The sequence below is a fragment of the Vibrio sp. ArtGut-C1 genome, from assembly GCF_002105475.1.
GTDB classification, from domain to species: Bacteria; Pseudomonadota; Gammaproteobacteria; order Enterobacterales; family Vibrionaceae; genus Vibrio; species Vibrio diabolicus.
In genome coordinates this window covers 39,994-62,096 of record NZ_NCTH01000022.1, presented here as the reverse complement: position 1 = coordinate 62,096, position 22,103 = coordinate 39,994, and the positions used below count along the sequence as shown (strand labels likewise).

Here is a 22,103-nt window from a genome sequence, read left to right as displayed (position 1 = left end):
AGCTCAAATTTGATTGTATTGATTGCATATGATGGCCTAAGTAGTTTTTTATCGAGAATAAAAAAGTAGATTAGGTTGGTAGGGTGAGTTTAAGAAGTTTTACAAGAAAAGTATCTTCAACGAGGGATCATCGCTTATTAGCGGAGGCGATATTTGATCATTTAGAGAGTTTGCTCTCCCCTCAAGCCTTAGCCATTTTTGAAGATCCTTCAATTAATCCCCGTTATTCTGTGAGTTTCTATCGCGGGGAGCTTTACCCAATCCAAAGCTATCCTGACAGCTTCTGGGAGTGGGCGAGTCAGTTTGACACTTCTGAAAGCATCATTCCTCTGGCGATCAATACTTGTAATTGGAACCACACCCAAGATTTAGGTGGAGATAGTTACATAATGATGCTCGATAACACGCCTATCAAACGCACCTACCTACTGATTCAATCTGTTCATGCTCGCACGGCACACAATATCTATGAAGAAAGCTATGATGCAATGCAGCTTGCAGCGGCGCGTTGGCAGTGCATTCGCGCCGAGAAAAATGCGTCGCAAGAGATGAGACACAGAGACATTCGTGAAGCGCAATATGTCGATGAAATTAACCAACGCGAGCGCTTTATCGAGAACATGAAGTTAGTTCAGCAAGTTGCTCTCGAGATCTCCAACCCTGATTCCTTAAAAGATTTGTATTACAAAGCCGTCGAAGCGTTACGTCAACGGTTGGGGTTTGATCGCTCCACACTGATGCTTCTAGATATGAAAAAGCGCAGTTTCAGTGGAACATACGGCACGGATGAATCAGGCATCACCATAGATGAGTTCCACACGCAATACGATTTACACCAACTGAGCGAAGAATACATCGCTGCGCTGTCAAGTCTTGAGAGCAACCTAGTGATCGTGGAAGATGCGCCGATATACACGGCAGGTAAAGTGGTTGGGCAGGGGTGGAACGCGATGTTGATTCTACGTGATGGCAATGAGCCATTTGGTTGGTTCGCGCTTGATAACTTTATTCATCGCAAGCCGATAACAGCGTATCAAAAACAGATGTTGGACTCGTTTGGTTCCCTTTTCTCACAAATTTACATTCGAAAGCGCCAAGAGCAGAACGTGCGTATGTTGCATTCAAGCATGGTTGAGCTATCACGCTGTACAACCGTCAGTGATGTATGTAAATCGGCCGTCACTTTTGCCATCAAAAATCTTGGTATTGATCGGATGGCGGTGTTTTTGACCGATGAAAATTGCTCATACATGCAAGGTACTTGGGGGACTGACATTCAAGGCAATGTGGTGGATGAGTCTTATTTCTTTGGCGAGACACAAGACTTTTCGTTGATCAATTTAGCTCGCGCCGTACCTAGTGAAGTTGCATTTGAGGAATCCGTTCCTATTTATCATGACTGTAATATTGTCGGCTTTGGCTGGGCTGCGATGACGGTTTTGACTTCGAATAGCAGCGGGCCCATCGCTTTTATTGCCGTTGATAACTTATTGACGCGCGCGCCGCTGACTTCTCAGCTACGTGAAGTGATTCGTATGTTCGCTTCCAGTCTAGCGGAGGTTTTGCAGCGCACTCAAGCGCAAGAGGCGATTCGCGAATTAAACGAAAACCTGGAGCTAGAAGTACAGAACCGAACCAAAGAGTTGGAGGAAGCCAACCGACAGCTTGAGGTGCTTTCTAAACTTGACCCTCTGACACGTCTTGGCAATCGCCGTATGTTAGAACATGTGATGCAGAAATATTGCGCGCTAGAGTGTGAGGAAGCGATGTCCTTTGGTCTTATCCTGATTGATATTGATCACTTTGGGTTATTTAACAATCACTATGGCCATCTCGAAGGGGATATCGCACTAATGCGCGTGGGCCATATTTTGGACCATCATACCAAAGGTGAAGACGAGGTTTTCTGTCGCATTGGCGGAGAAGAATTTGTGTTACTAATGATCGGCTCAGATCAAGAGGCGGTAAAGCAGAGAGCGGAACGTATTCGTCAATGCATTGAAGATGAAGGCATCAAACACCAACACAACCCAGAAGGGGAGTTGCTCACTGTGTCAGTCGGTTATTCTTGCTACAAAACGAAAGGCAAAGACTTTAATTTCGACCATCTTTACCAGTTGTCGGATAAGGCTCTCTATCAAGCGAAGAGTCATGGTCGAAATTGCGTAAGGCGATATGAGTTCGAGCATCAAGCTTTTGTTGAATAAGTGATGCTCATAACATCAAAGTTACTGAGACAGTTTGGTTGATTTTTAGATAAAACTGCTAAAGTGGGTTTGGTCGCACAAGAAAAATGGCAGCTCTCTTGAGTTGCCATTTTGCTTTATAGTTTTTCTAGCTGGTGGTCGGTTTTCGTTACGTTTGCTTTGCCAAGGTTTTGAATTTTTGCCAGTAGCGAGTCTGGGTGCCAAGGTTGTTGATTGGCACTAAAACGCGCTTGGTTCATGGCGTCAAGCTCTTGTTTTACGGCTTGCGCATCACCAGGGCTTAACCTGTCTCGGTGAGTGTTTAGATACTCGTTTACTGAGCGTTCAATTTTAGCAGCGTCCCCTTCATTGATGACTTTTTTCAACGCATCAACGCAAAGAGGTTGCTCGGTATTCGAAACCGTTTTACTCGCCGTCATAGGACGCTTCTTCCATGCCCAAATCGCGACTCCTAACGTCGCCACCCAAAGTCCAGCGAAAACAAAGGTCAGGGTTTGCCAGAGACTGTTCACTCCACCGTTTGGTTCGGGACTGATGGCTGACCCAGGTGGTGTTGGCAGAGGCGATTCCGGCAACGTGATAAGCCCGGTGTCACTTTGCTCTATTTCTAATTGTAGCTCTGGTAACGTCGCTTTTTTCGCTTCATCATTTTGGCTGTCCCACCAGTTCAAATGGTATCCCGGCAAGGTATATGAACCAGCCTCAGTGGGGATAATGACTTGCTTCACTGTCATGATAACGGTGCCATCTCTCGCGCTGTCGAATTGAGGCTGTTCTGGGTAGACCCGCAGCGAACTTGGATAATCAATACTTACTCGTGGAAGGTATTCGGCTTGTGTTCCACGAGCTTTAATTTGAATGGTTCGAGTGAGTGAAGAGCCCTGTTTGACAGTGTTGAGCGCATTAACCGACAGTGGATTACCTTGATCGTCTTGCCAGCTCTGCGTCATTTCTAACGCTGAAGCTGGAAGCCATTCCCCTTCAAATTCACTTGGAATTGGTTTTACCTCGATAGGCATTTGCTCAGCTTTGGTGTTGATTGGCATGATCTTGGTAGAGCCCGTCAAGCTGTCGCCATAAATGTAAGAGCCTGTCAGTCTAGGACCTATCAAGGTGTAAGTACCCGGCTGATTCGCCGTTAAGCGAAACGACTGTTCAATGACCGCTACTTCTAATCCATTTAAGATCTTTTGTCCCTGCTGTAAGCCACCAATCGCTTCAAGCTTCATGCCTTCAATCTGTGGAGGCACAATTTGTGGGTTATCAAGACGGCGGGTATCTGCTTTGATCAAAAGCTGCATACGTAATGTCGCAGATTGTTGAGGGTACAGCGTGCTGTTGTCGACACTGATATTAAAGCTAAATAGGTCATCGAGATTGGGTTCAGCTTGGCTTGCGGTGACACGAAGCTTTATTGGCTCCGTTCTCATACCATCTGCGGAAAAGCTCGGAATAGTCAGAATACCTTCTTTCATCGGCGCAATCGAGATACTCCACTCAGTACGTACAGATTTTCTTCCATTAATGTTATTGCTGGAGCGCCCATAACGAGGTTGACCCAAGAAAAAGTCGTTCTCAAGTACATTAAAGTCAATTGCATCTGAGCTGAGCTCAGTATCTGCCATGATTCTGAGGTTGATCACTTCATTCTTAGCAACTTGTGTTTTATTGACGCTTGCTTGAAGCGTCTGTGCCATCACCGAGAAGCTGGATAATAGGCTGGCCACAAGAATAAAGATCAGTTGTACGCCTTTGTTCATCACGGGCTTACCACTCCTTTTGAGATTGTTGTGGAGGTTGTTTTTGTTGAGCTTGAAGCTGCATTTGTGCACGAATCAAAAAGCTTGGATCGCGAGCGCTTTCGACTGCTTCTAGACGACGGAATTCAGGATCATCCCGATGCGTGTTTTTTGGCTGCACTTGAGCCTGCATTGGTTCACCTTGTTCCTGAGCCTGCTTTTCACCTCGTTTCGGTCGATGTTGCTCTGTTTTTTGCTTTTCTGTTTTATTTTCAGATTCTTGCTGATTTTGTGACTGTTGTCCTTGCTCTTCCTTCTCACCGTTTTGAGACTGCTGTTGCTGTTGCTGTTGCTGTTGCTGTTGCTGTTGCTGTTGCTGTTGCTGTTGCTGTTGCTGTTGCTGTTGCTGTTGCTGTTGCTGTTTCAGCTTTTGTTCCACAACCGACAAGTTTTTCTTTGCAGCTTCAAAGTTGGGCTTTTCTTCAAGCAGTTTTTTATAAAGCTCTGCCGCTTCTTCTAATTGACCATTTTGCGCCAGAGAGTTGGCAAGGTTATAGCGGCCGTTAGGAGAGGCGTCATGAGAAAATGCTTCGATAGCGGCTTCGTAGTCACCTTTTTGGTAACTGGCTGCCCCTTTCCAGCTTGGGTTTGTAAATAGATTTTGCGCCTGTTCATACTCACCTTGCTTGTAGAGTTCCGCTCCTCGTTGGTCGGCATTTAAGAACGGATTTGCTTCGGCGTGTTGTGTCCAAGTCATAGGTATTATTGTTGCCACAAACATCCAAATCAGGCCGCGTCGGAACAGTAAAGCTGCAGGCAGAAGTAACAGCGGCAGCAACCAAAAGCCACCGTTTAAGCGAGAGTCAGTGCTCACTTCTTCACTCTGCTTGGCCGAAAGTTGACTGCCAACGTTGTTCGTAAAGGCTGAAATGTTCTCAACATCGCGATTGGTGTGCTGAATAGGAACAAAAATTCCACCTGTTTTCTTTGCTAGTATTTGTAAATTCTTCAGATTTGTTTTCGCTACGACTGTTGTGCCTTGTGCAGTTTTTAAAAGAGAACCATCGGGTAGGGCGATGGGAGCGCCATTAGCGGTTCCTACTGCGAGAACTGAGATGCGAATGTTTTTACCTTCGACCAAATTCAACGTCCGAGACAGTTCTGACTCATCAAGGTCATCAGCTAACACGATGATGTCGCCTTGTTGCACACCTGCTTGAGAGAACTGGTTGAGCGCTAATTCAATTGCGGAAGGCAGGTTTGCCCCTTGAAAAGGCATTAGCTCTGGTGACAAATTCTCGATAATTCCAGCAAGCGTACTGGAATCAGTCGTCAGTGGACTTAAGTTATAGGCATCGCCAGCGTAAGCAATAAGACCCGTAGCCCCTTCTTTCCATTTAGGAAGTAAGTCCAGCGCCTTATAACGTGTTTGCGCGAGTCGATTAGGCTTGATGTCCGTAGCGAACATCGAGCGAGACATATCAAGCACTAAAATGCGGTTTTGGTTTAACTCAAAGCTTGGGCGAGCGTTGGATTGCCAGCTTGGTCCCGCTAGCGCAATGCAGGCAAGCGCCCAAGCTACGCCCCAGAGAATAAAATAGTGTTTGGACTGCGTGTTTTGTCCGAGCACTTTAGCTAGGTGAGGGGCAATCAGTGTCGATTTTTTTGCTCTAAATTTGTGATTGAGCAAGAGCGCAATAGGGATTGCGATAAGCCCCAAAAGCCAATAAGGGTTAAGGAAAATAAACTCAGCCATGTTTTCTCCTCAGTAGGAATAACAATACCGACAGTACGAATGCAGCGCTTAATGGGTATGGGAACCATTCTGACTGCGGACGCCAAGTTTGCGTGTCGCTTGACACGGGCTCGAGCTGGTTGATCGTGTCGTAGATCTTTTCGAGCTGTTCAGTATCTCGCGCCCGAAAATATTGTCCACCAGTCATCTCTGCCACTTTAGTTAGTGTTTGCTCATCCAAGTCGGCTGCGGTGTTAACCTTGCGAGTCATGAAAAACTCTTTCACCATCATTTCACCAGCACCTACGCCTACGGTGTAAATGGTCGCATTGTATTTTTTTGCGATTTCCGCTGCTTCGAGCGGTTCGAGCACACCGGCAGTATTGCTGCCGTCACTAAGCAAAATCATGACTCGTTGCGGAGCATCACTGTCTACAAAAGTTTTCGTGCCTAGACCAATACCATCACCAATGGCGGTTCGTTGACCAACCAAGCCGATGACGGTTTGATTAATCTGCTGCATGACGGTTTTACGGTCTGCAGTGAGTGGCGTTTGCAAATACGCGTGATCGCCAAACAAAACAACCCCGAGACGGTCACCTTTTCTTTTTGCCACGAAATCCGATAGAACTTTTTTGACAGCGGTGAGGCGGTCAATGTATTCGCCGTTGAGCTCCATGTCTTCTTGCTGCATCGAGCCAGATAGGTCGACGACTAACATCAAGTCCCGGTATTTGGGTTGGAACTCAACTGGATCACCAAACCAAACTGGACGCGCACAAGCAATGATAAGAAGAACCCAGATCGCCATTGATAGTGATTTTTGCAGGGCTTGCCTAGGCTTGCTGCCATTCTCATTAGTTGGTAAGTACGCCAATTTGATCTCGGCTTGTTGAGATTCTTGTGGCAGGAGCTTGTATACCAGCCAGGGGACAGGCAGCAAAAATAGTGCCCACCACCAGACAAATTCAATGTTTAGCCATTGGGCAAGATCGGTTATGAGTGTTTGCTCAGTCACGGTTATTTGCCTTTTTCTTTGGTGGCAAAGCGTGAGTTATCCAAAAGACACAATCATCGACCAAGCTTTGATGATTTTCTTGAGAGGATTTCTGATACAGCGCTTCTTGCCACTGATGTTGTTTGTCTACGAATCGAGTTTCTTTTGTATGGCTATCGAGAAACTCATACCAAGCGATTCCAGTTAATGGCGCGATTTCTTCACGCGGAAAGTAACTCAATGCCGCCTGACGCAATATTTCCAGAGCAGAGGAGGGGGTATGAGGTGTGACAGATTGAGTTAAAAGTTTTAAGGCTGCCTTTTGCGCGCGTAGGCGTTTTTTACGCCATTTCGTATAAAGATAAATGCTGAAAACGAAAAGCACGGTGGCCGCAAGCACTGCCCACCATCCCCAAGCGAGCGGAAACCAATCCGGAGCGTTTGGTAAAATCAGAGGTTCAAGGTTTAGGCTTTGGTTGTTTGTTGTCATTATTATTACTGCTTAATAAATGCTGCTTGTACAGTTTGTTAGCTTAATTGTGAAATCAAGGGCCAACCACTTGATAGCGTGTTAAATGGAATCGCCATCGAATGGCATTGCTGTTTAATGGTTTCTTGGTGTTGAGTAAAGTGTGTTTCGAGTTCCTTTCTTTGGCCCTTGGAGCCAAAGTTGAACCATTGACTACGTTGTCCATCCGAGGCTTTTACTTGACCTCTAAAGTTTGTTTCACCTCTTTCTAAAGGGTCATAAAACTGAATAGCCCTCACACTGTTGTGCTGTTTTAGTCGACGTAACTGCGTCAACTCTGCCGCGCTTATGTGGGCAAAGTCGCTGAGCATAATCAGTTCGCTGCCCTTAGGTGTCAGTGTATGAAGTGTTTCTAACACCTGAGTATACGGCAGTGTACGAGCCTCGTTGTTGGCAGTACGAGCCACCTGCGCGTTATGTGTATCGACGATAGCATTAAGAATCCGCAGCCCCTGTTTTTGTAGAGAGGAAGGGCGAAACTCAAAACATTGATGTCCATCGTCAATCACCGCACCGATGCGATCCTTTTTAGCCAAAGTGAGCCAAATCAACACGCTGGCAAAGTGAGCCAATTGAACCGACTTAAGCATATACTTAGACCCAAAATGCAGGCTAGAACTCAGGTCAAGGTAAAGAATCACAGCTTGCTCTTTGTCTTCTGCAAATAACTTTGTGTGCGCTTTCCCTGTACGAGCAGTTACCCGCCAATCAATACTGCGGATATCATCGCCAGGTTGGTATTGGCGTACTTCCATAAAATCCATGCCTCGCCCTTTTTGGCGGCTGGTATGGTTACCGCTCATTTGCGACCAGATACTTTGTGCTGGTGGCAACCAACGTACAGATTGAGTGCGGTATTGCAGCAGCTCTTCAAGGGTTAATGTCACCCCATTCGCATGAGGTGGCAGTGGATGCGTTGTGGACATATCTCTTCCTCGTCTTATGCACTGCTAACGAGGTTTAGCAGCTTATCAATGACTTGGTTTGCCGTAATGCCTTCCGCTTGAGCGTGGTAACTCAGTAATAAGCGGTGGCGCAAAACCGGATAAGCCATGGTTTGAACATCTTCTGGGGACACAAAATCACGACCAGCAAGCCAAGCGTGCGCACGGGCACAACGATCCAGAGCGATGGTGGCACGTGGGCTAACGCCCATTGACAACCACTTATCCAGCTCAGTGTCATATTCGCTGGCTCGACGTGTTGCCATAACTAAACGGACGATGTACTGCTCTATCGTTTCGGCCATATGAATATCCAACACTTCTTTACGCGCAGTGAATATATCTTGTTGGCTTAACATTGGGCGCTCGACGGTAGTTTCGCCTTTTGCTTCACCGCGGTTAATACGCAAGATAGATAGCTCATGTTCCGCATCTGGGTATTCCACTTCTAAATGTAATAAAAAGCGATCTAGCTGCGCTTCAGGTAGTGGATAAGTCCCTTCTTGTTCAATCGGGTTTTGAGTCGCCATGACCAAAAACAACTCTGGCAACGGGTAAGTATGGCGACCTGCTGTGACTTGTTTCTCTGCCATTGCTTCAAGCATCGCCGCTTGTACTTTGGCCGGTGCACGGTTTATCTCATCCGCAAGGATAAGAGAATTGAAGATAGGACCAGATTGGAAAGTGAACTCTCCGGTTTCGGGGCGGAAGATATCGGTGCCGGTTAAATCGGCTGGCAGCAAGTCAGGGGTAAACTGAATTCGGTGGAAGTCGCCTTCAACACAATCTGAGAGTGATTTTACTGCACGGGTTTTTGCCAGCCCAGGAGGGCCCTCAACCAAAATATGTCCATCGGCCAAAAGGGCAACAAGCAGTTGTTTGACTAGATCTTGCTGACCAATGATCTGCGACTCTAGGTATTGCTGAAGAGTTTCGAAGTTAGATTTATGCATGCTTTGGACTCTCGATATCCATTTGATTTTTGTGTTGAGTATTGGTCATTTTCCAGATGGAAAAAGTTCCAATGCGCTTTCGCAATTTATCTTTTCAATATTGGGACTTTGCAGAGAATTGCAAGTACTTGCTATCACTGAAAGTTCTTACCTGACAGGGCGTTACATTTATTTTTCATAATATAGTGAGAAATGCCTCTAGTTTTGTATATGTGAGCCGATAAAGTTTCTGTGATGTGCGTGTCATGAGATATGCACCAGATTCCCCTTATGGGGCCAATAACAAGTGATTCTTTTAAAAGGTCCGAATATGTTGAAACTTCATTCCTTGAGCATCAAACAGAAGGTTGTACTTGGTATTACGTTTGCTGTTTTAGCATCAACAATTATCGTTGGTGTTATGGCTCAGCGTCATGCAAGAGATGTGTTGAGCCACCGTCTTATTGATATCGAACTACCTGCGATGCTGCAGCAAATCAATACAGAAATTGACCGCGAAGTTGTAGAGATGCAACAAGCCGCAAAACAGCTCGCAAAAAACGAGTTTATTGTCGAAGCTCTATCTAATACAGACCGCGATCCGGCGGTAGAAGTTCAGTTAGTTCAGCAGCTCAATAACGTTAAATCCCAGTACGGACTTAATGATGCGTCGGTAGCCAATCGTCAAACGGCATATTACTGGAATCAAAACGGGTTCTTGCGTCAGCTTAATCGAACTCAAGATGCTTGGTTCTTTGGCTTTACGTCTTCTGGTCAAGAAACGTCAGTGAGCGTTTTCCAAGAGGCAAACGGCGAAGTAAAAATGTTTGCCAACTACCAAGACTTAAATGGCACATCAATGTCAGGTCTTTCAAAGTCGATGGACGACATGGTTGCGCTGCTCAATGGGTTTAAAATTGAAGATACGGGTTATGTGTTCCTCACTAACGAACAGGGTGAGATTCAAATACATCGTCAACAAGGTAAAAACCAAACTTCTATCACCAAGCTATTTGGTAGTGATGCGAGTGCACTGCTGAATAAAAACAGCTTCAATTTGATTAATGTGGACTTTGAAGGGCAGGACACGTTTGTTTCCAGTTTGTATGTTCCTTCAATGAATTGGTTTGTCATTGGTGTAGTTCCTGTCGATGAAGTCTTCGCGGACCTAAATGCTACTGCGCAAAAAATGCTGTTTACGACCATCATTGTCGCCGTTGTATTCATTCTGATGGGTGTATGGTTGGCAAATAGTATTACTAAACCAATTCGACTGATTGCCGATCGTTTTACCGACCTTGGGCAAGGTGAAGGCGACTTGGCGCAGCGCATTGAAATTCAGGGTAATGATGAAATTGCTCAGCTTTCAAAAGGCTTCAACGGATTTATTGAGAAGATCCACGCCACAATGAAAGAAGTTGCTTTGACCAGTGGCTCATTAAGTCAAGCGGCAGAAAGTGTTTCGACGAAAGCAACATCCACACATGACAACAGCCAAGAGCAACGTGATCAAACCATTCAAGTTGTTGCGGCGATTAACCAGATGGGTGCGACCATCAGCGAAATTGCATCGAACGCGGCTACTGCTGCCGATACGGCAAATCAGGCTTCTGATAATACTCAAACGGGTCGTGAAGTGGTTATGAAAGCCAAAGAGGTGATTAGCCGCCTAGCTGATGACGTAGAAACGACCAATATTGTCGTCACGCAGCTGGCATCGACAACTAAAGATATTGGCTCGATTCTGGGCGTAATTCGTGACATATCAGAACAAACCAACTTGCTCGCGTTGAATGCCGCGATTGAGGCTGCACGCGCTGGAGAGCAAGGTCGTGGTTTTGCGGTGGTTGCTGACGAGGTAAGAAACCTAGCGTCACGCACGGCTGATTCAACAGAAGAGATCCAACGGATGATCAACCAACTTCAAAGTGACGCACAAGACGCAGTAAGTGCGATGGAAGCGGGTAAAGCGGTCACTATTGAAGGGGTCGCTTCAACCGATGAAGCAGTGGAAGTGTTAGTCAATATTTCTGAGCGAATTACAGACATCTCTGATCGTAATACGCAAGTTGCGACGGCGACGGAAGAGCAATCCACTGTGGTGCATACCATTAACCAAAACATTGAAGAAATCAACGCGATCAATGAAATGACAACTGCAACGGCAGAAGAGCTGGCGGATGCAAGTCGTGATCTTCAAGCGCTCTCTTCACGTCTGGACAAGATGGTTGGTAGCTTCAAGCTATAGAGTTGGATAGAATAGCCGAAGTTTAAAAGTTCACTAACTAAATTTAGGTAAGTACTATGAATGACTTCGAAAAAGAACTAGAGCAGATTTCTCAGGAAGCCGCTCAGGAGCCAGAAGTAAAACTGCCGTCGCTAGAAGAGCAAAAAGCGATCGTCGCTGAGCTAAAAAAGCTGGAAGCAGAAGGTAAGTTGACGCCAGAAGTGTTAGAGCAACACTTTGGTAAATTTAACCAAAAAAACTCTGTTCCAGTTCACTAAGCTAGGGTGAGGTTTCGGCTCTAACGGGCGCGACAAAATCACTAACTCAAATACAAAAAAGGGAGTGTATGCTCCCTTTTTAATGCCTGAAAAATGCTAATACCTCTTACATACTTGCCACTTAAAAATTATTGACACTTCAATGAGTTATTAATTAGTACTAGTTATTTTCATACTTGACAATACTACTGCTCTATCTAAATCTATTGCGTATTTCAATAAAAGCGACCAAGGGAATGCGATCAGGATGGAGCAACAAAAAACAAGAAATGTCATTTTAATCACGGAGGGCAGTCTGCAGTCATCTCTGCTGAAAGATGTATTGGAGACCAAACTCGGTATTAGTGTTGCTCTAATCACACCAGACTCTCTTATTCAAGGAGCGTTAGATTCGCCTTTAGCGTCAGCCATTATTGTTGATTGCAGCGTGATCACTGATGAAATCTTTCGGCGTTATTCGGAATTTAAAGAGTCGCAACAGAAAGATACGCTCGAAATCTTAATTAATTGTGATCAATCCATTTCGACTGAAGATCTTTTTGCTTGGCGTACTCTAGCAGGTATTTTCTATACCTCTGATGATATAAAAACGCTGCAAGTTGGGATTGGTAAGGTGCTTCAGGGGGATATGTGGTTCAGCCGTAAGTTTTCTCAGCAATACATTACTCACCTTCGTCGCCACTGCAAACCGATAAATAAGAATGTTCCCGCTATTTTGACCAAACGAGAGCAACAAATAATTACCTTTCTCTCTATGGGGGCTTCCAATCAACAAATTGCTGAACAACTATTTGTGAGCGAGAATACGGTAAAGACTCATTTACACAATATTTTCAAGAAGATTGAAGTAAAAAATAGAGTCCAAGCACTTATTTGGGCGAAAGAAAATATTTCGGATAACACGTTAACAGTGTAATCTCCTTGAAATATTACGTTATTTAATTTAGTGAATTCTTAATCATTACTGTGACCTAAATGTGTTAAAAGTGTTTCTTTTATGAGAAACACTTTTTTTGATTCTCTTTTTAATAACTTTGGAATTTAAAAAAGTAGCAAATAACTTTACTCTGTGGACTAGCACTTACATATCACACTAAGTGCGGACGATTAACGACTAATTTAAGAATGTTAAGTCACTGAAAGTATGAGAAACATTATGGAACAGTATATGGAAAAGCCTGAAGTCCTAATGCTCACTCAACAAAGTTTACAGAGTGAAAACTTTAAGGAAATGCTTTCTAAAAATATAGAAACTAAAATAACGATCATAGATACTAAAAACCCTAGTTATCACGAACTCATTCCGGAACGCTACTTTTTGCTTGTTGATTTTTCAGTTGAGATTCCATCCGAAACTTTAGTTTATTTAAAAGATAGTAATAAAGTGCTAGGAACCATAATGCTTAATTTAGGTTATGACTTAGACACAGAAGAACTCGCCTCATGGCCGCATGTAAAGGGTATATTCGGTCCGGGAGACTCCATGGACAAGGTGTGTCAGGGGTTAAAAGCAATAATAAAAGGAGATAATTGGCTGTCTCGAAGATTACTGGATCAGCTGGTTAATTATTATCGAGGAAAAGAAGCGAATAGCATTATTGAGCCTGCTATCGAGGTAGAGCTTACTCGGCGTGAAATTCAAGTTTTAAAAATGTTGAAAGAAGGAGGCTCAAATATGGAAATTGCTGATTCTTTATTTATCAGTGAGCATACTATTAAATCACATCTATACAATATTTTTAGAAAGTTAGAAGTAAAGAACCGTACTCAAGCAACAAGTTGGGCTAGGCGAAATCTGTAGTACTAGTATTAACTTACTGTAATAAAAAGAAAATACTCTATAAAGTACTAAGTTTTATATTTATTATTAAAATGTCAGTCTGAAATATCATCCCATATTCAAACTTATTCCTATTCGGTTGACTATTAGACTTCTCATGTCTGTTACAAATCTACTCAGACATAGAATAAAAGGTCTATTCAATTATTAAGACAAGAGGGAATAAAAATGAGCACAAGTGACAATGACACGTATCTAGGCGATGCAGGTGTAAATAACCAATTTGCTGATTTCGATGGCGGCGATGACTTGTTTATTGGTTTTGGTGGTAATGATTCGTTTGTTGGCGGTGGCGGTAACGATTATGTGATCGGCGGCGACGGTGATGATCGCCTAACTGGTGGTGCTGGTGATGACATCCTAAGGGCTGGTACAGGAAACGATTACCTCGGCGGTGGTACAGGTAATGATTTGCTTTTGGGTTTGTTGGGTGACAACAAACTAAATGGCGGCGTCGGTGAAGATATTCTTGTAGCTGGTTCTGGTGATAATGTTCTAGTTGGCGGCAGCAATGGCGATAAGTTTGTGTTCACGGATAAGTTTGGTGGCCATGGCGAAGCAAAAGTTGTGGATTTCACCATTGGTGAAGATTCTTTGCACATTATTAGCGACTCGGTCACAGACTTCGGTGATTTAAGCTTTAGCTATGATGCTGTAGGTAATGCCGTGTTTACCGATGGTGCTGATCTAACCGTGAAACTCATTGGCGTTACCGAAACTGACATCAATACTTACGGTGCGGATTTATTTGCAATCTAAATGACTTAAATCACTCAGAATGGGATTAGTTTGTGTGGCTCTGTCACGCTGAGGTGAACTAACTCGGTCATTCTAGAGCGATTTGAGGCTGTCTTAAGTTAGGTGCTAGCTTTTGCTAGCGCCTACATTTTCAATTTAAACGGAAATAGTCGTGCAAAAAACGGTTTTCAAAGAAGTGAGACAAAAACTATGCACGCTTGCGGGCTTGCTAATCGCTTTTAGCCTTTTTATCAACATACTAGTCCTCTCGATTCCCTTGTACATGCTTCAAGTGTACAACCGAGTGATATCCTCCTATTCAACCGATACTCTACTTTTGCTCACTATTATCGTGATTGTCGCGTTATTAACCATGTCGATTATTGATATCGCTCGCGCGCAAATGAGTAAATCATTTGGTTATTGGATGGACACCAAACTGTCCACTTTTATGCTTAAGCGCAGCATTCAAAACCAATCGCACACAGGGAAGAGTTACACCTCGCAAACGCTGCGAGACATTCAGAACATCAAAAGCTTTTTGAGCAGCCAAGCACCCTATCCACTATTGGATGCGCCTTGGACACCGCTGTTTATTTTGTTCGTATATTTATTGCACCCAGTATTGGGTCACATCGCGTTACTCGGGTCTATCGTATTGTTTAGTCTCGGGCTACTCAATGAGCTAATGACGCGTAAAACCATGCAAGAGAGTGAAGTCAGGGCGATCTCTCATATCAACAACGCCGAGCTAGCCACGCAAAATGCCAATTCAATTCTTGCTATGGGGATGATGAACGCGTTTTTAGAGAAATGGCAGTCGCGCGTGAATGAAGTCAATATGCTCGAAGAGCGAGTGGCGGGTAAGTCCATTTACATGGCTAACTTTTCTAAGTTTGTACGTGGTTCACTACAGATCTTTTTGCTGGGAGGCGGAGCATGGTTAGTGATCCAACATGAGATTACTGCGGGAGCGATGATCGCGAGTTCCATTTTAATGAGTCGGGCACTCTCACCGATGGAGCAGGCGATTGGAACATGGCGAAGTGCTATGTCTGCTAAAGGCGCGTATAAACGACTAAAAGAAATCGACGCAATCGTACGCCAAGATGAATCGAATATGCCACTGCCAAAGCCAAAAGGACACTATGAACTTACTGGACTTGCTTATCGCCATCCTGGCACAGCAGACCCTGTACTCTCATCGAGCAGCTTATCTATTCCTCCCGGAGTCGCTGTCGGAGTTATTGGCCCTTCTGGTACTGGTAAATCGACGTTTGCTCGGTTGTTATTAGGTACGATCAAGCCACTAGCGGGTAAGGTTACGCTTGATGGTATGGAAGTGTCTACTTGGGCATCGGAAGACCGCGGCGCCCATTTTGGTTATCTCGCTCAAGAAGTAGAGTTGTTTCCTGGCACAATTCGGGAGAACATCGCGCGCTTCAAAGAAGAAGACCCCGCTAAAGTCATTAAGGCGGCGCAACTAGCAGGATGTCATGAATTAATACTCAAGAAAAACAAAGGCTATGATTTCGTTATTGGCGAAAATGGCCGTGGTTTATCAGGAGGAGAAAGGCAGAGAATCGCACTTGCAAGAGCCGTTTATGGCGATCCATCTATTGTGATTTTCGATGAAGCTAATGCCAACCTTGATGGTGAAGGAGAGGCTGCATATCAACGTTTGATTGCCCATTTAAAGGCGCAAGGATCAACGATTATCGTCATTGCCCATAATCCGAGTACATTACGACAAATGGATAGATTGCTGTATTTGGCTGAAGGTCGAGTCAAATTATACGGTGATAAAGATGAAGTATTAAAACGCTTGATGGGCGAAGAAAGAACAGATATTCCAAGGGTAAGAAATGAGCAATCAACTGCCAGCCGTTAATCAGCATCCGTCTGAAACCGTTTATCGTTTTAGTCCGCAAGCGAAACTAAGCTTTCGAAAGCCAATTTTACTTGGTGTGGTGACGCTAAGTGTTTTTCTTGGCGGTCTAGGCTACTGGGCTGCGACAGCGAAATTAGAGAGTGCTGCAATTGCTTATGGCGATTTGTCTGTTCTCACTAAGCGCCAAGAAATTCAACATCTAGAAGGCGGCATTATTGAAAAGCTGTACGTGCAGGAGGGAGACTTGGTTGAAAAAGGTCAATTATTAATTCAACTCTCTAAGCGACAAGCTATGGCGAAGTTGGATTCATTAAGTGGTCAGTTTATTCATACTCTAGCGAAGGAAAACCGTCTAAGTGCTGAGCTAGATGAATTGCCAACGATCGTATGGTCTGATGATCTTGAAAGTATTCCTCGCGTCGATATCGTCCAAGAAGCTCAACTGGTTCAAAACAAGATCTTTGAAGCGAGAAAGCGATTCTTTGATAGTAAGCTGAGCATCATTGAGCAGAGTATTTCTGGGGCAAATTTGGAGCTAGAAAACCTCCAGCAAACCAAAGTCATTGAGAGAGAAAGACTCAATTTTATCGCCGAAGAAATAGACAGTAACCAAGCTTTAGTTCAAAAAGGCTTTTCGGGTAAATCCACCTTACTTCAACTCAAACGTCTTGCAGCGGAAGTGCGGAGTACCTTAAGTCAGTTAGACAGACAATCACTCACAGTAAGCAAAAGGTTGGATGAAAACCAAGCGCAAATTGAAGAGTTGAAGCTTGAAAGACTGAATGAGATTGTCGAGGAGCTACGAAACACCAAAAAGGAAATCGTCGCCATCCGTGAAGAGTATCGCTCAGCCCAAGATATTGTAGCGAGAACAACCATCAATGCACCTACTGCAGGCCGTGTGGTCAACATGCAGGTATTTACCGAAAAAGGTGTGATTGGTTCGGGTGAAACGCTATTAGAGTTGGTTCCTCAAGACGATAAGTTGTTAGTCGAGGCTCGCGTGAATCCTCAGGATATCGATTTAGTTAACCCGGGTCAGCAGGCGCATGTTCGTCTGACCGCTCTGAATGCTAGAACGTTGGCACCATTAGACGGTACGGTGTTAACGATTTCTGCGGATAAGCTTTCACAAGAAAACCAAGAGGATTTTTACCTCGCTAGAATTGCAATTTCGCAAGAAGATGTAGCCAAACACCGCTTAACTTCAGGAATGAACGCGGAAGTGCTTATTTTATCTGAACCGCGAACGCCTTTAAGTTATTTAATAAAGCCAATCACTGAAAGCATGAATCGCGCCTTTAGAGAGGAGTAATCTCAAAAGTACTTGAGTGAACACGGACAACTGACAAAATAATTTGTTATGGTTACCCGTTACTAGGCCGTATTTTAATTCTAAGGGAGCCGTGGAATGGAGAAAGTGCAGTTAGTCGTCGATTTTCTTCTCACTCATAAACTGATTTTTACCGCACTGATCTTTGTGATTATGTGGTTAATTCGTCGTACCATTTTATCGATGATTCGTGGTGACCATGCCTTTCTTTCTGAAGATCAGCGCAGCTGGATGTCCAGAACTAAGAACGGCACCTTTGCCGTTACATTACTGATTTTATTTATTTTATGGCAATCAGAAATAAACGAGTTTGCTCTAAGTGTCACGGCGATAGCGGTTGCCATTGTTGTGGCATCCAAAGAGATAATTTTGTGTTTTACAGGCTCGATTCAAAGAGCAAGCTCACGTTCTTTTCGTGTCGGTGACTGGATTGAGGTCGGTAAACTGTGCGGCGAAGTGATCGAGCACAATATGATGGCGACGGTGATTCAAGAGATCGACCTGCACCATGGGCAATATCATTACACCGGCAAAACCGCGACCTTACCCAATAGTATGTTTTTTACTTACCCAGTAAAGAACCTCAATTTTATGAAACGCTACGTCTACCACAATTTTTCTATCGTGGTGAAAGACTTCGTTAATTTGTATCCTCTGTTACCAATCTTGACCGACAAGATTGAAGAGCATTGTAGCTACTTCAGTGATGTTGCGCATCGCTACAATGCGATGATTGAAAAACACGCGGGGGTCGATCTTCCCGGTGCAGAGCCACATATGCATATTTCTAGTAATATCAATGGTGAGCAGATTTTGCATGTTATGATTTTCTGCCCGACCGATAAAGCTAACCACTTGGAGCATTTGATTCGTAAAGACTTTATGGAACTTTATGAGCAGCGCTTTCCTGTGGTGAGTGAAAAATAGAGAAGTGTCGTACGCCAGTTAAAACAAACCCCGCTATCAAACATAGCGGGGTTTGTTTTTCTAACGTTATTTCCAGCTCTAACTATATTCCCTGAATACTTAGCTGAATTTACTTTTCAGCATTAAAAACAGAAAGTAAGTACTGCCTAAAATAGCGACTAATGTGCCAGCTGCGACCTGACTTGGATAAATAGCGATTTGTCCCAGCCAATCTGCCCACAACATTAGGGTTGCACCAATTAAGGCTCCGACACTTAGTTGCTCTTTCACTTTTCTTGCTCCTAACATCATCGCCATATGGGGAGCGACCAAGCCAACAAAAGATATCGGACCAACTGTAGAGGTAGAAAAGGCGCATAATAAAGCAACGATGGTGAGCATTAGCGTATTGGCTACGGTGGGGTTAAGTCCTCGTGCATTTGAGAATTGTCGTCCGATGGAAATTAATGTTAGCCAGCGAGAAATCGCGAATACAGCGGTAAGCAGAACCATTATTGCCAAACATAGCATCAGTGCGGTGTCGGCTGTGACTCGATAAATTGAACCAGTTAGCCACAATAAAATTTTGTAACTGTCACCAGAACCTTGAGCTAGCGAAAATTGAACAAGGGCTTCTAATAGTGCCGTTAGTGCGATGCCGGACAACACGAAGTTAGATGGATTAAAATGGCTTCGTTTACCGATAATCAGCAATAATATCAATACGGACATACTTCCGAAAAAAGCGATCCCCCAGTTAAATGCGGAGAGAAGTGACCCAGCGATGACTCCTGTCGTAATAATGGCAAACGTGGCTCCGGAAGACACACCGAGAATATCGGGACTTGCCAGAGGGTTGTAAACAATGCGTTGCAAAATGATTCCGGCAACGGATAGCGCAATACCGACAGAAAGTGCGGTTAGCATTCGCGGCCAGCGTAATTGCCATTGGAACTCCCCTGGCACGGACCATTGGATCCCGTTTATACCATGGGTAACGAATGAGTAAACCAGAACCCCGACGATGCTCATTATCACTATGCTACAAACTGCGCGCTTAGAAAGCGCCGTTTTTCCTTGGCTCATTGAAAGGTTAAGTTGATCGGTTGCCGTCAGCTTTTTACGAGTAAACCAAATTAAAGCGGGAGCGCCAATAGCTGCAGCCGCTACGCCGCTAGGAATGGTTTCCTCTAACCATAAGCTTAGCGAGATAGCGGCAGAGTCTGTGATGATTAATAGCATTGCGCCCAAAAGCATGCTGCTGATCAATTCGTCGCGCGGTGTTCTTGCCCCCATCGCTCTGGCGATATTGGGGGTCAGTAATCCGATGAAGCTGATAATGCCAACTGCGGTGATTGAGGCAGATACCAGCCAAATACCCATCACCATTAACGTACCAAAAGCAGGTAATACTGCTAACCCACGCGCTGCTGCGCCTTCTTGCCCTAGTTTCATTAAGGTCAGAATACGTGGTGCGACGATCAAGATGACGATTGCAATAGCAGCGCGTGGCAGCAACCATTCAAACCAATCCCAGCTGTATTGTGAGAGGTCGCCTGCTCCCCACATAAAAATATTTTGCGCAAACTGAGCATTTAAAATAATGATGGCTGTGGCGATAGAACCGAGCAGGATATTAATCACCATCCCCGAAACGACCAGCGGCAAACCTGTCATATTACGCACACCAGCAATTGATACGATCAGGCCAAACGCCACTAAAGCCCCCGCCATTGCGGCTAATGCAGAGTAATCGGCTACCCAATCGACGAACCAAATGTTTACCACGACTAATGCAAGCCAAGCACCAGAAGAGGTGCCAAGAGTTAACGGCGAGGTGAGGTTATTCTGCGTTAATTGCTGCATTAAGCTGCCGGTGAGACCAAGCATGGCACCAACAAGCAGGGTCATACTTAACCTAGGAAGCTGAGCTTGCGTAAAAAATACGTCACGAAATTCGCTCGCTACCTCTGGTTTTGTTAATAATTGCCACTGTTCGAAGAGTGATAAATTAGTGTCAATTTGTAGACTAAAGACGCTAAGTAACGTAATCAGCGCCAGATAACCAATATAATGTTTCGTTCTCATTGCTTTGGTGCCAACTCTATTAGACTGTCGGTAATCGCTTCAGCGGTGTATTGCAAAGACATAGCACCGCCATACGCCCACACTGCTCTGACTGAATTTACCCGCAGCTTCTTTACAAACGGCATCGCTTGCCAAAGTGGCGAATCTTTCAGTTTGCGTTCTTCTGGGAAAGGTTGTACGTAGAGAACGTAGCTGTTTTGAAGGTTTTGAAGTCGATTAATCCGATCTTGCTTTACGCCCCACGCACGTGGAGCCTCTTTAATTGGAGCGTGTAATCCCAGCTTTCTGACCACGTAGTCTGTGGTGGAATTTTCGGTTGCAAGAAACACCGTATTCGGCGTTGAAAAACGCATCACCAGAACACTGAGTGGTTCAGAGTAATAGTGGCGAATTCGCTGGCGCATCTGCGCAAATGAAGCATCTAATTCTGCCAGTTTCTGTTCAGCAAGTGCCTCTTTATTGAATAGCTTGCCGAGCGTACGAAAGTGACGAATGGCCGTTTCAGCAGCGGCCTCACTTTCGGAAAAATTAGGTAAATAGATTACCGGAGCAATTTGTTTGAGTAACGGAATCAAGTCTTGCTGTGGAGACGCAGCAAGGATGACATCTGGCTTCAAGCTGGCGATTTTTTCTAAGTTGGGCTCGGCTCGGGTTCCAATATCTTCGATTGACTCTGGCGCATACGGATTAACCACCCATTGGCGGTAGCCTGGTAAATTGGGGGCGGCAATTGGTTCCACGTCTAGCGCCAAAACTTGTTCTAGGATATCCCAATTTAAGGCGATAACGCGCTGCGGCGCTTGCTCAAAACTATGCTCACCATATTCATCGGTAACGGTGATGACTGCATTTGCATTAGTCATAAAAAATGCTAACAGAAAAGCAGATTGTGTAACCACAGTAAGTAAACGAGCTATTATGCGCATACAACAGCCACCTTTTGGCTCGCCAATGTGTTGGCTGGAGTTGGATGATCAATGAGCTTAATCGGTGACTCATACAACTCAGAGAGGCGCTCCTCATCTAACAACATGTCGGCGTTGCCTTCGAACGCAATTTGACCTTTTTTGAGCGCAACTATGTGGGTTGCGTAGCGCAGTGCTAAGTTCAAATCGTGAAGGATCACGATAATGCCTACGTTCTCGGTTCGATTCAGCTCTGCCAGTAGCGCCATCAGTTGAAATTGATGGTGAACATCGAGCGCGGAGGTCGGTTCATCTAGGATCAAAATCGGTGATTGTTGAGCCAACAGCATAGACACCCAAGCGCGTTGGCGCTCACCACCCGATAAATCGTCCGCTAATGCTTGAGCAAACGGAGCTACGCCAGTGCGAGCCATGGCTTCAGCGATAATCTGTTTGTCTTCAGGTTTCCAACGACCAAGTGCGCCACGCCACGGAAAGCGGCCTAAGCGCACTAGCTCTTCTACCGTTAAACCAGCCGAAGAGGGCAGCTTTTGTGGCAAATAGGCGATCTGCTTTGCCAACTCTTTGGTTTTGAGTGATGAAAGGGAAGCATCGTTTAGTGTTACCGTGCCTTTATCTGGTGACATTTGACCAGAAAGCAGGTTCACCAGTGTCGATTTGCCTGAACCGTTATGGCCCAAAACGACAGTCAGTTCATTCGTTGGGATGTTTAGTTGGTCGATGCCGAGGATCTGACGTCCACCTCGAACGATCTCAATATTAGACAGTTGAAACATGGATGACTCTTAGGAGA

Annotated in this window: 18 protein-coding genes; 9 read left to right on the top strand and 9 right to left on the bottom strand. The window is 44.7% G+C overall.

Features of this window, described 5'->3' with window-relative positions; all coding sequences use genetic code 11:
• Window positions 1–83: 83 nt before the first annotated feature.
• Window positions 84–2,207, top strand: coding sequence for a GGDEF domain-containing protein (locus B7360_RS17415; protein WP_085344162.1), 2,124 nt, complete (start codon window positions 84–86; stop codon window positions 2,205–2,207).
• 116 nt (window positions 2,208–2,323) lie between these two features.
• Here B7360_RS17415 and B7360_RS17410 read toward each other — a convergent pair whose 3' ends face one another.
• The 6 genes from B7360_RS17410 to B7360_RS17385 are packed head-to-tail and all read right to left on the bottom strand — an operon-like array spanning window position 2,324 to window position 9,104.
• Window positions 2,324–3,970, bottom strand: coding sequence for a BatD family protein (locus tag B7360_RS17410; RefSeq protein ID WP_085344160.1), 1,647 nt, complete (start codon window positions 3,968–3,970; stop codon window positions 2,324–2,326).
• Window positions 3,971–3,974: 4 nt separating this feature from the next.
• Complete coding sequence (locus B7360_RS17405) at window positions 3,975–5,702, bottom strand: VWA domain-containing protein (RefSeq protein ID WP_085344158.1); 1,728 nt, start codon at window positions 5,700–5,702, stop codon at window positions 3,975–3,977.
• A complete protein-coding gene (locus B7360_RS17400) occupies window positions 5,695–6,699 on the bottom strand; it encodes a VWA domain-containing protein (RefSeq protein WP_085344156.1) in 1,005 nt (334 codons plus the stop codon). Before B7360_RS17400 ends, B7360_RS17405 begins: the two co-directional genes overlap by 8 nt.
• Window positions 6,692–7,168, bottom strand: a complete 477-nt coding sequence (locus B7360_RS17395; RefSeq protein WP_085344154.1) for a DUF4381 domain-containing protein — start codon at window positions 7,166–7,168, stop codon at window positions 6,692–6,694. The genes B7360_RS17400 and B7360_RS17395 overlap by 8 nt, the downstream gene beginning before the upstream one ends.
• A gap of 38 nt (window positions 7,169–7,206) precedes the next feature.
• Window positions 7,207–8,133, bottom strand: coding sequence for a DUF58 domain-containing protein (locus tag B7360_RS17390; RefSeq protein ID WP_053808320.1), 927 nt, complete (start codon window positions 8,131–8,133; stop codon window positions 7,207–7,209).
• Between the two features lie 14 nt (window positions 8,134–8,147).
• The gene (locus B7360_RS17385; protein WP_085344153.1) at window positions 8,148–9,104 is read right to left on the bottom strand and encodes a MoxR family ATPase; all 957 of its coding nucleotides are present in this window, start codon (window positions 9,102–9,104) and stop codon (window positions 8,148–8,150) included.
• A 310-nt stretch (window positions 9,105–9,414) separates the two neighbouring features.
• Between B7360_RS17385 and B7360_RS17380 the strand changes: the two genes are divergently transcribed.
• From B7360_RS17380 to B7360_RS17345, 8 genes are all read left to right on the top strand, one after another.
• Window positions 9,415–11,331 carry a methyl-accepting chemotaxis protein gene (locus B7360_RS17380; protein ID WP_085344151.1) on the top strand — a complete coding sequence of 639 codons (1,917 nt, stop codon included), beginning with the start codon at window positions 9,415–9,417 and terminating at the stop codon, window positions 11,329–11,331.
• A gap of 56 nt (window positions 11,332–11,387) precedes the next feature.
• On the top strand, window positions 11,388–11,588 hold the full coding sequence (locus tag B7360_RS17375) for a restriction endonuclease subunit S (protein ID WP_005392406.1): 201 nt from the start codon (window positions 11,388–11,390) through the stop codon (window positions 11,586–11,588).
• A gap of 247 nt (window positions 11,589–11,835) precedes the next feature.
• Entirely contained in the window at window positions 11,836–12,504 is a 669-nt protein-coding gene (locus B7360_RS17370; RefSeq protein ID WP_048625358.1) for a LuxR C-terminal-related transcriptional regulator, read from the top strand.
• 228 nt (window positions 12,505–12,732) lie between these two features.
• A complete protein-coding gene (locus B7360_RS17365) occupies window positions 12,733–13,389 on the top strand; it encodes a LuxR C-terminal-related transcriptional regulator (protein WP_080619247.1) in 657 nt (218 codons plus the stop codon).
• A 207-nt stretch (window positions 13,390–13,596) separates the two neighbouring features.
• Window positions 13,597–14,187, top strand: a complete 591-nt coding sequence (locus tag B7360_RS17360; protein WP_005392412.1) for a calcium-binding protein — start codon at window positions 13,597–13,599, stop codon at window positions 14,185–14,187.
• Window positions 14,188–14,338: 151 nt separating this feature from the next.
• Window positions 14,339–16,057, top strand: a complete 1,719-nt coding sequence (locus B7360_RS17355) for a type I secretion system permease/ATPase (RefSeq protein ID WP_085344148.1) — start codon at window positions 14,339–14,341, stop codon at window positions 16,055–16,057.
• Window positions 16,032–17,372: an HlyD family type I secretion periplasmic adaptor subunit gene (locus tag B7360_RS17350; RefSeq protein WP_085344146.1), complete on the top strand. Its 1,341-nt coding sequence runs from the start codon at window positions 16,032–16,034 to the stop codon at window positions 17,370–17,372. The genes B7360_RS17355 and B7360_RS17350 overlap by 26 nt, the downstream gene beginning before the upstream one ends.
• Window positions 17,373–17,468: 96 nt before the next feature.
• On the top strand, window positions 17,469–18,317 hold the full coding sequence (locus tag B7360_RS17345) for a mechanosensitive ion channel family protein (RefSeq protein WP_005392418.1): 849 nt from the start codon (window positions 17,469–17,471) through the stop codon (window positions 18,315–18,317).
• 99 nt (window positions 18,318–18,416) lie between these two features.
• Here the strand turns inward: B7360_RS17345 and fhuB are convergent, their stop codons facing one another.
• Genes fhuB through B7360_RS17330 form a run of 3 tightly spaced genes read right to left on the bottom strand, consistent with a single transcriptional unit; the run spans window position 18,417 to window position 22,086 of the window.
• Window positions 18,417–20,384, bottom strand: a complete 1,968-nt coding sequence (gene fhuB / locus B7360_RS17340) for a Fe(3+)-hydroxamate ABC transporter permease FhuB (RefSeq protein ID WP_085344144.1) — start codon at window positions 20,382–20,384, stop codon at window positions 18,417–18,419.
• Entirely contained in the window at window positions 20,381–21,310 is a 930-nt protein-coding gene (locus B7360_RS17335; RefSeq protein WP_085344142.1) for an iron-siderophore ABC transporter substrate-binding protein, read from the bottom strand. The genes fhuB and B7360_RS17335 overlap by 4 nt, the downstream gene beginning before the upstream one ends.
• Window positions 21,301–22,086: an ABC transporter ATP-binding protein gene (locus B7360_RS17330; RefSeq protein ID WP_085344140.1), complete on the bottom strand. Its 786-nt coding sequence runs from the start codon at window positions 22,084–22,086 to the stop codon at window positions 21,301–21,303. Before B7360_RS17330 ends, B7360_RS17335 begins: the two co-directional genes overlap by 10 nt.
• Window positions 22,087–22,103 lie beyond the last annotated feature (17 nt).

Coding starts and splice junctions, on each gene's coding strand:
- B7360_RS17405 (WP_085344158.1), bottom strand. CDS start 5,702: ATGGCTGAGTTTATTTTCCTTAACCCTTATTGGCTTTTGGGGCTTATC.
- B7360_RS17395 (WP_085344154.1), bottom strand. CDS start 7,168: ATGACAACAAACAACCAAAGCCTAAACCTTGAACCTCTGATTTTACCA.
- B7360_RS17390 (WP_053808320.1), bottom strand. CDS start 8,133: ATGTCCACAACGCATCCACTGCCACCTCATGCGAATGGGGTGACATTA.
- B7360_RS17385 (WP_085344153.1), bottom strand. CDS start 9,104: ATGCATAAATCTAACTTCGAAACTCTTCAGCAATACCTAGAGTCGCAG.
- B7360_RS17380 (WP_085344151.1), top strand. CDS start 9,415: ATGTTGAAACTTCATTCCTTGAGCATCAAACAGAAGGTTGTACTTGGT.
- B7360_RS17375 (WP_005392406.1), top strand. CDS start 11,388: ATGAATGACTTCGAAAAAGAACTAGAGCAGATTTCTCAGGAAGCCGCT.
- B7360_RS17370 (WP_048625358.1), top strand. CDS start 11,836: ATGGAGCAACAAAAAACAAGAAATGTCATTTTAATCACGGAGGGCAGT.
- B7360_RS17365 (WP_080619247.1), top strand. CDS start 12,733: ATGAGAAACATTATGGAACAGTATATGGAAAAGCCTGAAGTCCTAATG.
- B7360_RS17360 (WP_005392412.1), top strand. CDS start 13,597: ATGAGCACAAGTGACAATGACACGTATCTAGGCGATGCAGGTGTAAAT.
- B7360_RS17350 (WP_085344146.1), top strand. CDS start 16,032: ATGAGCAATCAACTGCCAGCCGTTAATCAGCATCCGTCTGAAACCGTT.
- B7360_RS17345 (WP_005392418.1), top strand. CDS start 17,469: ATGGAGAAAGTGCAGTTAGTCGTCGATTTTCTTCTCACTCATAAACTG.
- fhuB (WP_085344144.1), bottom strand. CDS start 20,384: ATGAGAACGAAACATTATATTGGTTATCTGGCGCTGATTACGTTACTT.
- B7360_RS17335 (WP_085344142.1), bottom strand. CDS start 21,310: ATGCGCATAATAGCTCGTTTACTTACTGTGGTTACACAATCTGCTTTT.
- B7360_RS17330 (WP_085344140.1), bottom strand. CDS start 22,086: ATGTTTCAACTGTCTAATATTGAGATCGTTCGAGGTGGACGTCAGATC.